Below are 12456 nucleotides of genomic sequence, written 5' to 3' on the forward strand. Positions count from 1 at the left end.
ATTGATGTAAACTTCTCTAAGATAATCGTTCGCTATTTTTTAAAAATAATTAAAAAAAGAGTAGCAATTGTTGCTACTCTTTCAATACTTAATACTTATTTAAATTATATAACTCAATCACTGTAATATGTTATATACTCTTGATCATGGCCTACAGTAATATGAGGTATATTATTTTCCTCAAAGTAACTATAAAAACTATCTAACTCAATGTCCTCTTCAAAGGTAACATTTCTAGAAGCAATAACAAAAGGAATTACATTTGCTCTCTCATAAAATTCAAATACAAATTGCAACTCATCATCATTAATATATCCTAATATGCCCTCACTCTTTGGAAAAGAATACTTATCATCAACAATGTTCTTAATTTCAACGAAATTCGAAGAAATCTCCAAAAGAAACTCTTTGTAATATTCCGGGATTATTGTATATATTACTTTCTTTTTTGGCAAAAGTTGTTCAATAATTTTTTGGAAAGCTTCTTTCGAACAATTCTCTTCTACTTCAGTATTATAATGTTTCATAGGTTTCACTCCTACTTAATTGTTTCCCATTTCGGATCAGTTGGATAGATTACATGATGTTCTTTAATATTTGGAGTTATATGATAATGCAAGACATCATCTACTGTGCGTTTACTACCTTCTTTAAACTGATGATAATCTAAAGCAAAGATTGTTTTATCCTTACTTTTACTTTTTGTATCAATTATTCCCAAATAACGACCATTTTTAATATTCACTATAAATTTATATCTGTCTACATCATCCAATGCTTTCTTAACATGGGGTTTAGCAATATCCCATGCTTTATCTATAGCTTTTGTTCCGACTTTACCTGCTAAAAGTCTAATACCGGCTGCAGCTATTGGAATCCATTGACCTGCTACTTCAGTCTCATCGATAATAACCTCTTGCGAATTTAAAACCAAGTATTCCTCCATTTCTTTAAATACTGGATCATTTAATAAAAATGCAAAGTCTTGTTCAAAATTAGTTAAATCTACATCTGTAAAATCAGTACCTGACTCTTCAGTAATCTGTTGTACCATACTAGTATCTATACTTATCTGGTTAATAGAAAAGTCATTACTAGTTGCTGTTGAATCAGTTGGTAATAGAAACGCCACTAACATAATAGATGCTAAGAAAATACTTAAAAACTTCTTCATATGTATACTCCTTTAATTCAAATTATTTTAGTATCTTATCTATCTCTAAGATACTAACGTTCCCTATATTACCTAATTCCTTTTTTTTTCAATAATTTATAATATAATTCTTTTTTTGGGATATTATTGTTATATTCTATAAATAATGCAAGGACCCCAGCCATATATGCAGATGCCATAGATGTTCCACTGGCTATCAGAAAATTCCCATCTAATGAATAACTTAGAATCTCCTGTCCTGGCAACAAATAGTCTAATTCTTTACCTATAGTTGTGCCTTTCCAAATACCACCGTCTTTTTCTAATGCCCCCACCGCTATCACTTTAGAGTATTTTGCTGGGTACATAATATCTATATTTTCTTTTAAACCATAGTTACCTACCGAGGACACTACAAAAATATTCTTATCTAATGCTCTATTAACTGCTTCCTCAAATTCTTTATTTTCTTTTAAAAATCCAAATGGCATTAATATTACATCTACATCTTTTTCAATAGACCAATCAATTGCTGAAATTACATCTTTCATTTCCCCTTTTAAATCCATTGAAAGTGCTTTTGCCACATAAATATCAGCCCCCGGTGCTACCCCTATATCTTCACCTGATAAAATTCCATAAATGTGCGTTCCATGACCATGACTGTCTGTATAAGATGTTCCTGATTGTACAAAATTTTTACCTTCCACAACGTTCTTTATTCGTTTATCATCTGCTACCCCAGTATCAATAATGGCAATCTTAACTCCCTCCCCGGTTACTTTATAACTGTGATGTACCTCATCAATTTTTAAAAATCTGTATCCCCAATTTTTATCTGCAAATTCAACATCCTCTAATTTATTTTCCACTTTATTTTCAAATATACTTTTGTCAAAGAATAGTAAACCTCCGATTAACAGTACTAAAATAAAGCTACATAAAATCCAAAATTTCTTCATTAGTGCCTCCAAAAAATAATAATATAACATTATAAATGGAAAAGAATAGAAAGTACAGGATGGAACAAAATTAATTGTGGAGGGATATTTATTGAAAATTGGCGGTAGTGTGCCGCCACCAACATAAGACAAATATAATTAATAAAAAAGTTATTCAACAATAGGGCCATATTATGGAATAAATATTAATTGTATTAAACAAAGCAATCTATATAGTAGGATATCCACCATTATTGTAAAATGGTATTATTAGGTATATTTGATTCTATTTCATTTAATTGAAGAGGTGAGAATTTCAAGTGCAGGCTTCAGAAAATATACTAAAGATTTGGAATCAATTTAAGGACTTTCCAATGGAAACACTGACAAAAGTTTGGTATACCAAACAAAACCCATCACAATATCAGCGTTCAGTTGAGATGATGAAAGAGCATTATAAACTATATAATATTACAGGGAACTGTTTCGATTTAGCATTATGGCTATTAGATGAATTTAAACGTAATCATATAGAAGCGTATGCAATTGGTCATAATTTATTTACCAAAGATGCTCACGTTGCTGTGATAGCAATAGACAAAAATAAGTATAAATATTTATGTGACTTAGGTGACCAATGGATTCAGCCGATTTGTGTAGATCAAAACAACCCATTCTTTCATTCAGAAGAGTGCATAGATTTTTTCCCAGGTGCGAAGATTCAAGTACAACCTCAAGGTGCTAATATTGAAATTTTGTATAAACGACTAAACGGAAAAATTTCCAAGCAAGTATTTAATTTAAATATCATTGATGAAAATCAATTATTAGAAGCTGCTGAATTCTCACAAAGATTAATTAAACCTTTCCCTCTGCTTGAATGTAGACAGTATGAAAATGAGGTAACACATTGGGAATTTTATAACTTCAAAAGTTATTCATCTTCTATGAACGGTTTAGTTGAAGATACCAAGCAAAGGACAATAGAAGAATGGGCAGCTATAATACAGGAAAAAACAAATTATAACTTTGATATTCTATTAGAAGTATTAAACTACTATATGGAGTTACAAAGTTTAAATATAAAATCTTAATCAAATTTAATACTTGTCTGAATAAATGCTGTTAAATTCCAATTTACAATATTCAACAATCTGGGCGCGATTATTGAAGAAGAGTTCCTAGGGCAAACAGTGTGTATGACACTTACCAATATGCATATTTTCTTGTATAAAATTTGCCCACAAATGATTTTCTGCTTTGCCCACAAATTGCCCACAAACTTATAACTTTCTACAGTTTATTATAATGAACGAACTTCTCAAAACATTGATTTATCAACATTCCTAGTGAACTGAATTACCACCTATTATATAGGAACAGAATCCGCACATCTGTACACCAGTGGGAACGCGACCAATATATGAAGATGTACTAAGAGGAAAGCGTTGGGGCTATTGGCTCCAACGCGTTTTTCTGTATAAGCTTATGTTCTTTATTTCATCCGAATGTTGTAGAGTTTTTTCCTTCCTTTCCTTCTAAAATGAAAGAAGGAGGGGAAGTATTTGAAAGAGTGGACTGAAACATTACATGTAGCGCAATTTCGTATCGCACGGCCGACCGATCAAATAGAACAGATAGAACGTTTTTATTGTGAAGGTCTCGGGCTTAAAAAACTTGGCGGCTTTAAAGGGCATCGTGGATACACGGGTATTATGATCGGCTTGCCGGATGCATCGTATCATCTGGAGTTTACTGAACATATTGACGGGAGTCCATGTCCTGCACCAACGGAAGATAATTTACTTGTATTTTATATGCCTAATGTTGAGCAAATTCAAGCAGTGAAGTCTCGACTCGCTAGTATGGGCTACAACGAGGTACCACCTGAAAATCCGTATTGGGAAGAAAAAGGTGTGACGATTGCGGACCCAGACGGCTGGCGTATAGTATTGATGAATACAAATGGGATTTAAGCGTGGGCACACCACTAAATCAAAACAGATTAAAAAGAAAGCGTTGGGGCTGTATGCTCCAACGCTTTTTGTTAATAAAACATAAATATGGCAGGTTCATGTACGAACCTGAACAACATTATTTATGTACTCTCTCTATTTTATGCCGCAGTATCCGAATACTTATTTAGTAACTCATCTAATTCTTGGCTGCAATGTACTACTTCAGGGTGTGTGAATCCTAGATCATTTGCTTTTTTGTACATGTCTTTTCTTTTAGATTCAATTCTTATTCTCAATCTTAGCCTAAATATTTTTTTGAAAAATAAAAATCTCATTGCTAAATGTAAGTTCCTTTCTGATGTATTACGCTGTTTTATTATTTACGAGTTAAATTAAACAGCGCCCATTCATCGTAACGTATTAAAAAAAAATAAAGTGTCGAATTGTGGTAAAAATAAAAAGTTCATAAATTTGTAAAAAATAGGTGTATTATACAAAAATAATTTCATCTCATCTTGACTTCAATTGTGAAACGAAATAATTAAAAAGAGTGTTGATTTAACAAAGGTTTGTTTTCCTATTTTTTGAAAATTTACCTTTTAGTTTGTAAATTATTAATTGATAGATTATTCTAATAAAGTACCCGTAAAATCGAAATTTAGGTTTGTAACCGTTTTCAATGTCGATATATAGAAGGGGGAGGAGATTACACATGTTGCAGGCATTAAAAGTTGGATTACTAATCGAACGCTCCAACCGAAAAAATATTGTTGCGTTACTCGCAGTGATCGTCATTGTGTTCGGCTGTATGTTTTTTATTAAGGCACAGTCCGTGGGAGACCAGCTTAATGAAAAAAAGGGCGACTACTACAGTTCGCGTGCGGTATTAGCCAAGTTCCAAGTCCAGGATGCTTCCAGGGACGGGGATGGCAGTGATTTATTTAAAAATCTTACTCAGCAGAAAAGTGCTGTCGCATTACAAATTGCTTCATTAACTGTAGAAAACTATCCGATGTATTATGAGGCTTCCTACCGTATTGCGGAGCTGCGGCAACAAGCTTTTAATATGGAAGAGTACGAAAAAGTGAAGGATTTGCTGCCTTCCAAGTTCCAAAATTCAATGAATTACTTATATTTTAAAACGATGTTCGAATCGGGGAAAAATACGATTAGCGATATCTCTCATTACATACCGTTTTTGTTGTATTTTTTTAGTTTAGTAGGTGTTGGCTGGTACATATTTATGAGTTTCTATACGAGTTCGATTTTACTGGATGATTTTGAGCATTCAAGTATTATAAAAGGCTACCCGGTCCGTTTTGACCAGTATGTGATATCCAAATGTATCATTGCCTTTTTGTATGTTGTCGCGTTTATTGCGCTTATTTTTATCAGCGCTACGCCATTGCTATTTAATGGGTTGGGAGACGGTTCCGAAAAAGTGACTGTGTATTTAGGGGACCCGACATTAATTTCAAGTGTGCAATATATTGCGCTATGTATTGTCTACATGCTCGTCATTTCGATATTTGTCATGCTCTTATCGATTATTTTAAATGTACTGCTGAAAAATATGTATCTGACATTGTTTGTCCATTTTATTCTATTCTTTTTACCTATTATTTTCCCTTCAATTATTAGTGTGCTTCCGTACAATCCGTTCCATTTCATGAACTTCAATGAAATTTTAAGTGGAATGCCGTTGGATTTAGTGCGTCCTGTGGATGTAACGATGAATATCGGGTTACTGATTATGAGTATTTGTATTTTAATCATGTTATTTGTCATCAAAACATTCTTCTCTACAGGAAAAATTAAAAGGGCCTAGGGGGGAAAGAAATGTACGGATATTTTAAATTTGAACTGAAACAGTTTTTTACGAATAAGAAAAACTTGGCGATCTATTTTCTCTTGGCATTTGCTGCGCTATTTTATGCGTTTAAGATTGCACCTGCCTATGATCCGATTGAAAAGGTCGATCGCGAGGAAATAGAAGCCCGTTATTTAACGCGTCAGGAATTTATTGATGATTTAAGTAAGAGGAACTTAAGGGAAATACATCCGACATCAGTTAGGGCATATTATGATTTTGCTGATATCAACCCGTTGGATAAGGCAAGAATGGATGCCCTTGATGCAAATGATCTGAAAAAGTATGCGGAAGTGACAAGCGACTGGTATATTCAAATGAACTATTTGACATTTTATAATGAGCATCTTTTCTATAATGACCGATATTATGTGGCAGACAGGGAATTTGCAAATGTTGAAGGTGCTTTAAATGCGATGGATCAACATTTCCGGTATGGTGCTTTTAATGAGGCGAATTACGAATTGTCGATTGGTGTTTTTGAACAGCGGACAGCATTGCAGACGCTTGAGCGACTTCTGAAAGGTCCGCTTCCGTTAATTTTAATTATTTGTACCTTATTACTGGCGGTCGATATTGTGACGAAGGATCGCCGACACCCGTCTGTGCTGAAAGGTTTCCCGATTGCCGACTGGAAAAAGCTGCTCATGAAAATAGGTGTTGCTTTTATCGGCAGTATCACATTATTTGTACCTTTACTTATTGGATTCATGATAATCGGGGCTCAATCAGGTTTCGGCCATCTTAAACTGCCATCACCCGAGTATGCTTTTAATTTCTTGCAATGGGGGAATGAGAGTTTAGTTAATATGATGACATTGGGCATGTTTTTAGGCCGTTCTTTATCATTACTGATTGTATGGTTCATTGTCATTATCAATGTTGTGGTTTTATGCAGTGTACTGTTCCGACAAGAAATGGTGAACTTGGCGGTCGGACTATTCGTTATTTTTGGCGAAAAGTTTTATATGAACCGCGGAATCGGGTATTTTTGGGAAGTGGAAAAAGTACCGACAACGTATATCCATGTCGGAAAAGTTGTGTCGAGTTATCAGAACTATTTTTTAGGAAGTGAAAATGTTGATTATCAACTTGGCCTGCTGTTATTGTCAATTTGTGCAGTTGTCCTATTGTTCATTGCGCTGCTCATTTCACTTAATAAACGGTTCAAGCTTGTAAAATAGAGGGGGGACAACGAATGATTGCTATTGAAAATATTACCGTTCAGTTTGCGGATAAAAAAGTGCTTAATGATATTTCGATCAAGTTTGAACAGGGTGAGATGATCGGGTTAGTAGCACCGAACGGAACCGGAAAATCAACTTTGATGAATGTCATAATGAACTATTTGCAGCCAACAAGCGGGAAGGTATCGTTTAACGGTAATCTTAGCTATTCGAGTAAATCAAATGAAGTAAAAATTCACGAGTTTGTATCGATGATGCCGGATCAAAGTGATTTATATAACCATTTAAGTGGACGTGCCCATCTAAAAATGTTCGCAACGATGTGGAAGTCCGACCCGAAGCTGATTGACGAAACAATTGAAGCGCTGAATATGGGTCATTATGTTAATAAAAAAACAGGTACCTATTCACTCGGCATGCGTCAGCGGCTTTGTTTTGCAATGCAAATTGTAGCGAACACGGAAATTATGATGATGGATGAAGTCATGAACGGGCTCGACCCGAATAATATTGAAGTCATTTCAAAGATTTTAATGAAGAAAAAGGCCGAGGGAAAAATGATCATCATCGCTTCGCATTTGCTCGATAACTTGGAGAAGTATGCAGATCGGATTTTCCTTTTCAATGGAGGCAAACTGGTCGATACAAATGAAATTATTGAAGGGTTCAGCCAGGCGAAAATCAAAACAGTACGTGTGAAAAATATGGAGGAATCCGTTAAAGCACTGCTGAAGGAGAAATATCCGTTAATTGAGCAGCAAACACTCGTTACGGATATGACATTGCTGCATCTTCCTCATTCGGAACCGATGCTGTTAAGCGAGCTAACTGAATTTCTGGTAGATAACAATGTAATGGATTTTGCATTTGGTAAAGTGACATTGAATGATTTATATGCCCTTTACTATCATGAAGTTGTATAAAGAATACTAACGAAAAACGCCATTCTTTTTTAGAAATGGCGTTTTTCTCGTATGAATAAGGGGATGATGCGCATAGTAAAATGGGATTTGACTTAATTCATTAATGTAATGGATGGTGCAGATGCAATGGCGGAGGGATTAGCCAGCCTTTTGATTTGTTTAAGCGTAATAGCTTTGCTCCAAGCTGTGCCTTAGCTGTATGGAATTGACCATACATCATTCCGATATCTTCTCGCGTTGTCATACCCATCGCCTGGCTGCAAGCAACTAAACCGGCAGCGACATCTACAGATAATGCTGCACTTATTTCAGGATCATTGAATCTTGCTCCTGGCGGGATGTTTTCGATTCGTGCTTCAGGACGTTCCGGTGGTGCAGGAGGAAGTCCAACGCCATTTAATTTAAGGATTTTTTCTAATTGTTTTACTTCTTCTCGAGCAAATTGAACAAAGTCTTCAATTATTTTTTTCAAGTCGTGGTCACCGGCATGATTATAAAAAGTCTGATACCCGGCAATCATACTGTACCCTGCAGCCAAGCTTGTCCAAATATTAAAAACTTCTCCATAATGTAACGGTTCGTCTTTTGGGTTACCCGTTAATATTCCCATCATTACACTTCCTTTCAAAATTAGGTGAATTTCATACAACGGTAGTATGAGCAGTAAAAGTGTTTTCATTCATACTTAAATGAAAAACATCATACAAGGCACATAATAATAGAAGTTAAAATTCCATTTTAAACGACAAAAAAAGACGCCTGCTATTGATAGCAAACGCCTTATATAATTTTTATGTATAAAGTGGCAAATCGCTCAGTAACGAACAGTGTTGAAGTAAAATGGATTACTTCAACTCGTTAAAGAAATCAACCTAATTTATAAATCAGTTAGTAGGTCCTTGAACTCTTTTAAAAATCTCTTTTTCAATAGCATCTTTTGGCTTTTTAAGCGCAATTTCCAAGACGTCAAAAATAATCGTTGAGAGTTGCTGTAAAATTTGTGAATCTTGTGATGTGATTTTTTTCTCGTCTTTTTGTAATTCCAAATCTTTTCGTAGGAGTGTATTCATTAACTGGGCAGCTTCTAGATGATTATTCGCACTCAAAATTTCTGCGTGGTTTCTTTGACGGTTTGTACTGCGGTCATTCCATTCGCTTGGTTCATTCGAAAAGCAATCCATAATTTGTACTGCTTCATCATAGCTCAATATTTTTTCAAGTTGTGAGTTATTACTCTCTACTGGATGGTATAGCGTTACACCCGGTCTAATCTTTGATTGCATAACATAGTAAAGCATAGGTTCTCCTGTGAAGTTTTGTTCTACAATACTTTCAATCTGACAAATACCATGGGATTTATAAAACGTTAAGTCACCAATTTTATACATAAATACGCCTCCGGAAAAAGTTATACATTAAATAGTATAGTAATTTACGATTTAAGTCAACTAAGTTGACTTAAATCCCCTTATAGTATCATGAACTTGAATTAATAGATTAGCTTTAGTATGATGCTTGAGAATATTTAAGAATGATGTTGAAAGAAAGAAGGGGGAGAGACAATGATTGACTTTATAGAATTATTGTATCGCCAACATAAACAGTTACGCCAAAAGGCAGAAAATATGTGGAACGAAAATAATGACCTTCATATAACGAGTTCGGAATGGTTTGTCCTGAAAAATATATATGAGGGGCATGAAACAGTACCGGAATTAGTAAAACAATTAGATATTTCAAAGCAGGGGGTTCATAAATTTGTGACGTCCTTAAAAGAAAAAGAATTAATTACGACCGAATTAATAAAAGGCTCAAAAGTTCAAAAGAGGGCCCATTTGACTGCAAAAGGAATCGTTATTGTAAATGAAAGCAAAAAGATGGAGTTTAAAATAGAAAAGATGGTAAGGAACACGATCGGAGATAAGGAATATGAACTGTTATTGGAGATGCTTAAAAAGCCGCTTCTAAAAGTTTAAGTTCTATATTAATGAGGACAACTAGAAAAAAACCGCAAGAAAGAACATTTCCTTCATGCGGTTACCTCATCAATTTTAAACCTTATTTAAAAGAACCTTCAAATACAATTTCATTTAATGGACGGCGACCTGATGGCGTTTCACGTGCCTGCAATTCCGGAGACAGCATTTCTTTGTCGCCTTTGTAGCCGATTGCAATAGCTAAATGTACATCAAACGTATCCGGAATGTTAAATGCTTCTTTTGCCACATCCTTATATATACCGCTCATCGGATGTGTGATTAAACCTTCCTTTGCTGCCTGAAGTGACAGGAAGCCCCATGCTGTTCCTGCATCAAACTCATGTGAGCCTTTTGTATTGTCAGAAACGACTAATACTAGAACAGGTGCACGCTTTGCCCATACTAAGTTACCTTCCATTAAAACAGGGTGGAATTTTGCTAAATCCTCTTCTGTTTTTGCCACGATAAAGCGCCAAGGCTGGTTGTTGCCTGCTGATGGTGCCCAGCGCGCTGCTTCAAATACACGATTTAATACATCTTCGGCAACAGGTGTGTCTGCATAAGCACGTGGTGACCACCGATTTAAAAATACTTCAGAAATGTCATGCTCCGCTGTACGGAATTCTTTTGCTTGTAATACCATGAAAATAATCCTCCTAGTTCTATGTAATACATTTCCTATATTAACCAACGCTAAAATGTAATTGCAAACAAAATGCTTACAAAAAGTAACTAAATAATTTTTAGTTAGTTATTGGGGTGTAAATCCTTTAATCGATAAATAATTGTTAAAGCAGATAAAATTGAGTTTATAGTAGACAAATCCGATTTTTTACTATATACTAAGGTCAATGAGATAGTTACAAGACATTAAATTCACCTATTACAAAAAGTATTTCGTGGTTTAGTTGGTACTTTTTGTAATATGTGAATTTTTTTCTTTTGGAAGAATTGCGATCTTATTAAATTTAATTAATTGGAGGTCATTTATTATGACACAAGGTACAGTAAAATGGTTTAACTCTGAAAAAGGTTTCGGTTTCATCGAAGTTGAAGGCGGTTCTGACGTATTCGCTCACTTCTCAGCTATTCAAGGTGAAGGTTTCAAAACTCTTGAAGAAGGTCAAAAAGTTGAGTTTTCAGTAGAAGACGGTCAACGTGGACCACAAGCTACAAACATCGTAAAACTTTAATTTTAATGATGTAACTATAGAAGAGGGATCCTTTCATAAGGAACCCTCTTTTTTTGCGGACTTTTACACAAGAAAATAAAGCAGTTCAAATTTACGGGGAAGTAAATTTGAACTGCTTTTAATTTTGCTTATAAAGCTTAGCCGACTAGGTTATGCTTAACGACTTCATAAGCTTGGCAAATATTCTTGTATGCATCTTTTTGTTCAGCAATCATTTCGACTGCAATTTCATATAAATCAGAAGAGTCAGTTGTAACTAAATCGTTTAGTACTGCAGCTTCCATTTTTTCTACATATGATAAAATTTCCGTATTCATCATTTCATCTCCGAATCTGTTTGTTGTTACCTTTAATATACAGGAAACAGACGTCTGACTTCAAAAGGAATGAGGTTGAAAACGGGTAAAAATTTTAAAGTTTGACGATAAAATGAACTTAACAAAGTTTAGCTATTTGAAAGCGTTTTTCTAATAATTGTCTAAATATTACATAAAAAAACTGCTGCAAAAGAATTCCTTCGAAACAGTTTTTTCTCATTTTTATAGGTTTACTACATCGGTAAAGATGGCATCAATTCCAAGTGATTCGAGTTGGCGGGCTACTTTTGCATCATTGACTGTATAAGTTCTGACGGTCATTCCGTTCTTGATCGCTTGCTGAACAATGGAACGCATCCCGTAGTAATAGGGGATATGGATCGCATACGCGCCAAGCGTCTTGACATAGTCCTCTAAGTTTACAATAAGCGAAGCAAATAGCAGCGCGGTTTTCACATTTGGCATGATTTGCTGAAATCGAGCAATGCTTTCATGATTGAAGGAAGAAATAATGACACGATCTTCTAAATTAAAGCTATGAATCTCATTGGCAATGAGTGCTTCAATGCCGGGATACTCAAAAATGTCCGATTTTATCTCGATATTGATCTGGAAGGGCGTTGATTTAAAGATGACCAAAGTTTCCGCTAATGTAGGAATCGTCTGACCAGCAAACTCCGGCGCAAACCACGAGCCATAATCAAATGCCCGCAGCTCTTCCAGTGTCAGATCCTTCACATAGCCTTTCCCCGTTGATGTACGGTCAATTGACTCATCATGGATAACGACTAACTGGTTGTCCTTAGTTAAATGGACGTCAAATTCAACGCCCCAAATTGCCAACTTTGCAGCTTCCTGAAAAGCGATCATTGTATTTTCGGGGTAGTTGGCACTGTAACCACGGTGAGCGAGAATCTTCATTTAATTCACTCCTC

At 35.1% G+C, this 12456-nt stretch carries 16 protein-coding genes; 7 read left to right on the forward strand and 9 right to left on the reverse strand.

The window, feature by feature from the left end; genetic code table 11:
* Nucleotides 1–113: 113 nt before the first annotated feature.
* The 3 genes from MKY51_RS05705 to MKY51_RS05715 all read right to left on the reverse strand — a co-directional run bounded on the left by MKY51_RS05705 (nucleotide 114) and on the right by MKY51_RS05715 (nucleotide 2115).
* Nucleotides 114–527, reverse strand: a complete 414-nt coding sequence (locus MKY51_RS05705) for a hypothetical protein (protein WP_339175813.1) — start codon at nucleotides 525–527, stop codon at nucleotides 114–116.
* A gap of 11 nt (nucleotides 528–538) precedes the next feature.
* Entirely contained in the window at nucleotides 539–1174 is a 636-nt protein-coding gene (locus MKY51_RS05710) for a hypothetical protein (RefSeq protein ID WP_339175814.1), read from the reverse strand.
* A 68-nt stretch (nucleotides 1175–1242) separates the two neighbouring features.
* Nucleotides 1243–2115 carry a S8 family serine peptidase gene (locus MKY51_RS05715; RefSeq protein ID WP_339175816.1) on the reverse strand — a complete coding sequence of 291 codons (873 nt, stop codon included), beginning with the start codon at nucleotides 2113–2115 and terminating at the stop codon, nucleotides 1243–1245.
* Between the two features lie 299 nt (nucleotides 2116–2414).
* Here MKY51_RS05715 and MKY51_RS05720 point away from each other — a divergent pair, with 299 nt between their 5' ends.
* The gene (locus MKY51_RS05720) at nucleotides 2415–3188 is read left to right on the forward strand and encodes a hypothetical protein (protein ID WP_339175818.1); all 774 of its coding nucleotides are present in this window, start codon (nucleotides 2415–2417) and stop codon (nucleotides 3186–3188) included.
* A 471-nt stretch (nucleotides 3189–3659) separates the two neighbouring features.
* The gene (locus MKY51_RS05725) at nucleotides 3660–4070 is read left to right on the forward strand and encodes a VOC family protein (RefSeq protein ID WP_339175819.1); all 411 of its coding nucleotides are present in this window, start codon (nucleotides 3660–3662) and stop codon (nucleotides 4068–4070) included.
* A gap of 140 nt (nucleotides 4071–4210) precedes the next feature.
* Here the strand turns inward: MKY51_RS05725 and MKY51_RS05730 are convergent, their stop codons facing one another.
* The gene (locus MKY51_RS05730) at nucleotides 4211–4387 is read right to left on the reverse strand and encodes an aspartyl-phosphate phosphatase Spo0E family protein (RefSeq protein ID WP_014824333.1); all 177 of its coding nucleotides are present in this window, start codon (nucleotides 4385–4387) and stop codon (nucleotides 4211–4213) included.
* Nucleotides 4388–4764: 377 nt separating this feature from the next.
* Here MKY51_RS05730 and MKY51_RS05735 point away from each other — a divergent pair, with 377 nt between their 5' ends.
* The 3 genes from MKY51_RS05735 to MKY51_RS05745 are packed head-to-tail and all read left to right on the forward strand — an operon-like array spanning nucleotide 4765 to nucleotide 8032.
* Nucleotides 4765–5880: an ABC transporter gene (locus tag MKY51_RS05735; protein ID WP_339175821.1), complete on the forward strand. Its 1116-nt coding sequence runs from the start codon at nucleotides 4765–4767 to the stop codon at nucleotides 5878–5880.
* 11 nt (nucleotides 5881–5891) lie between these two features.
* On the forward strand, nucleotides 5892–7106 hold the full coding sequence (locus MKY51_RS05740) for an ABC transporter permease (protein WP_339175823.1): 1215 nt from the start codon (nucleotides 5892–5894) through the stop codon (nucleotides 7104–7106).
* 14 nt (nucleotides 7107–7120) lie between these two features.
* Nucleotides 7121–8032: an ABC transporter ATP-binding protein gene (locus tag MKY51_RS05745; protein WP_339175824.1), complete on the forward strand. Its 912-nt coding sequence runs from the start codon at nucleotides 7121–7123 to the stop codon at nucleotides 8030–8032.
* A 100-nt stretch (nucleotides 8033–8132) separates the two neighbouring features.
* On the opposite strand, the gene MKY51_RS05750 is transcribed toward MKY51_RS05745, so the two are convergent.
* Together MKY51_RS05750 and MKY51_RS05755 are read right to left on the reverse strand one after the other, a co-directional pair.
* Nucleotides 8133–8642, reverse strand: a complete 510-nt coding sequence (locus tag MKY51_RS05750; protein ID WP_339175825.1) for a DUF3231 family protein — start codon at nucleotides 8640–8642, stop codon at nucleotides 8133–8135.
* A 274-nt stretch (nucleotides 8643–8916) separates the two neighbouring features.
* The gene (locus tag MKY51_RS05755; protein WP_339175826.1) at nucleotides 8917–9420 is read right to left on the reverse strand and encodes a CarD family transcriptional regulator; all 504 of its coding nucleotides are present in this window, start codon (nucleotides 9418–9420) and stop codon (nucleotides 8917–8919) included.
* A 174-nt stretch (nucleotides 9421–9594) separates the two neighbouring features.
* On the opposite strand from MKY51_RS05755, the gene MKY51_RS05760 reads away from it, so the two are divergent.
* On the forward strand, nucleotides 9595–10008 hold the full coding sequence (locus MKY51_RS05760; RefSeq protein WP_339175828.1) for a MarR family transcriptional regulator: 414 nt from the start codon (nucleotides 9595–9597) through the stop codon (nucleotides 10006–10008).
* Between the two features lie 82 nt (nucleotides 10009–10090).
* Here MKY51_RS05760 and MKY51_RS05765 read toward each other — a convergent pair whose 3' ends face one another.
* On the reverse strand, nucleotides 10091–10654 hold the full coding sequence (locus MKY51_RS05765; RefSeq protein ID WP_339175829.1) for a nitroreductase family protein: 564 nt from the start codon (nucleotides 10652–10654) through the stop codon (nucleotides 10091–10093).
* 349 nt (nucleotides 10655–11003) lie between these two features.
* Here MKY51_RS05765 and MKY51_RS05770 point away from each other — a divergent pair, with 349 nt between their 5' ends.
* Entirely contained in the window at nucleotides 11004–11204 is a 201-nt protein-coding gene (locus MKY51_RS05770; protein WP_079525806.1) for a cold-shock protein, read from the forward strand.
* 137 nt (nucleotides 11205–11341) lie between these two features.
* On the opposite strand, the gene MKY51_RS05775 is transcribed toward MKY51_RS05770, so the two are convergent.
* Together MKY51_RS05775 and MKY51_RS05780 are read right to left on the reverse strand one after the other, a co-directional pair.
* Entirely contained in the window at nucleotides 11342–11521 is a 180-nt protein-coding gene (locus tag MKY51_RS05775; protein WP_339175830.1) for a hypothetical protein, read from the reverse strand.
* 222 nt (nucleotides 11522–11743) lie between these two features.
* Nucleotides 11744–12442: a glycerophosphodiester phosphodiesterase gene (locus tag MKY51_RS05780; RefSeq protein ID WP_339175831.1), complete on the reverse strand. Its 699-nt coding sequence runs from the start codon at nucleotides 12440–12442 to the stop codon at nucleotides 11744–11746.
* Between the last annotated feature and the right edge of the window lie 14 nt (nucleotides 12443–12456).

Source organism: Solibacillus sp. FSL R5-0691 (assembly GCF_037974225.1).
Taxonomy (GTDB): Bacteria; Bacillota; Bacilli; order Bacillales_A; family Planococcaceae; genus Solibacillus.

What these genes read in the sequence shown, in the direction of transcription:
- MKY51_RS05770 (WP_079525806.1), top strand. Translation starts at nt 11,004, where the DNA reads ATGACACAAGGTACAGTAAAATGGTTTAACTCTGAAAAAGGTTTCGGT.
- MKY51_RS05755 (WP_339175826.1), bottom strand. Translation starts at nt 9,420, where the DNA reads ATGTATAAAATTGGTGACTTAACGTTTTATAAATCCCATGGTATTTGT.
- MKY51_RS05765 (WP_339175829.1), bottom strand. Translation starts at nt 10,654, where the DNA reads ATGGTATTACAAGCAAAAGAATTCCGTACAGCGGAGCATGACATTTCT.
- MKY51_RS05735 (WP_339175821.1), top strand. Translation starts at nt 4,765, where the DNA reads ATGTTGCAGGCATTAAAAGTTGGATTACTAATCGAACGCTCCAACCGA.
- MKY51_RS05730 (WP_014824333.1), bottom strand. Translation starts at nt 4,387, where the DNA reads ATGAGATTTTTATTTTTCAAAAAAATATTTAGGCTAAGATTGAGAATA.
- MKY51_RS05780 (WP_339175831.1), bottom strand. Translation starts at nt 12,442, where the DNA reads ATGAAGATTCTCGCTCACCGTGGTTACAGTGCCAACTACCCCGAAAAT.
- MKY51_RS05760 (WP_339175828.1), top strand. Translation starts at nt 9,595, where the DNA reads ATGATTGACTTTATAGAATTATTGTATCGCCAACATAAACAGTTACGC.
- MKY51_RS05705 (WP_339175813.1), bottom strand. Translation starts at nt 527, where the DNA reads ATGAAACATTATAATACTGAAGTAGAAGAGAATTGTTCGAAAGAAGCT.
- MKY51_RS05740 (WP_339175823.1), top strand. Translation starts at nt 5,892, where the DNA reads ATGTACGGATATTTTAAATTTGAACTGAAACAGTTTTTTACGAATAAG.
- MKY51_RS05710 (WP_339175814.1), bottom strand. Translation starts at nt 1,174, where the DNA reads ATGAAGAAGTTTTTAAGTATTTTCTTAGCATCTATTATGTTAGTGGCG.
- MKY51_RS05715 (WP_339175816.1), bottom strand. Translation starts at nt 2,115, where the DNA reads ATGAAGAAATTTTGGATTTTATGTAGCTTTATTTTAGTACTGTTAATC.
- MKY51_RS05745 (WP_339175824.1), top strand. Translation starts at nt 7,121, where the DNA reads ATGATTGCTATTGAAAATATTACCGTTCAGTTTGCGGATAAAAAAGTG.
- MKY51_RS05750 (WP_339175825.1), bottom strand. Translation starts at nt 8,642, where the DNA reads ATGGGAATATTAACGGGTAACCCAAAAGACGAACCGTTACATTATGGA.
- MKY51_RS05775 (WP_339175830.1), bottom strand. Translation starts at nt 11,521, where the DNA reads ATGAATACGGAAATTTTATCATATGTAGAAAAAATGGAAGCTGCAGTA.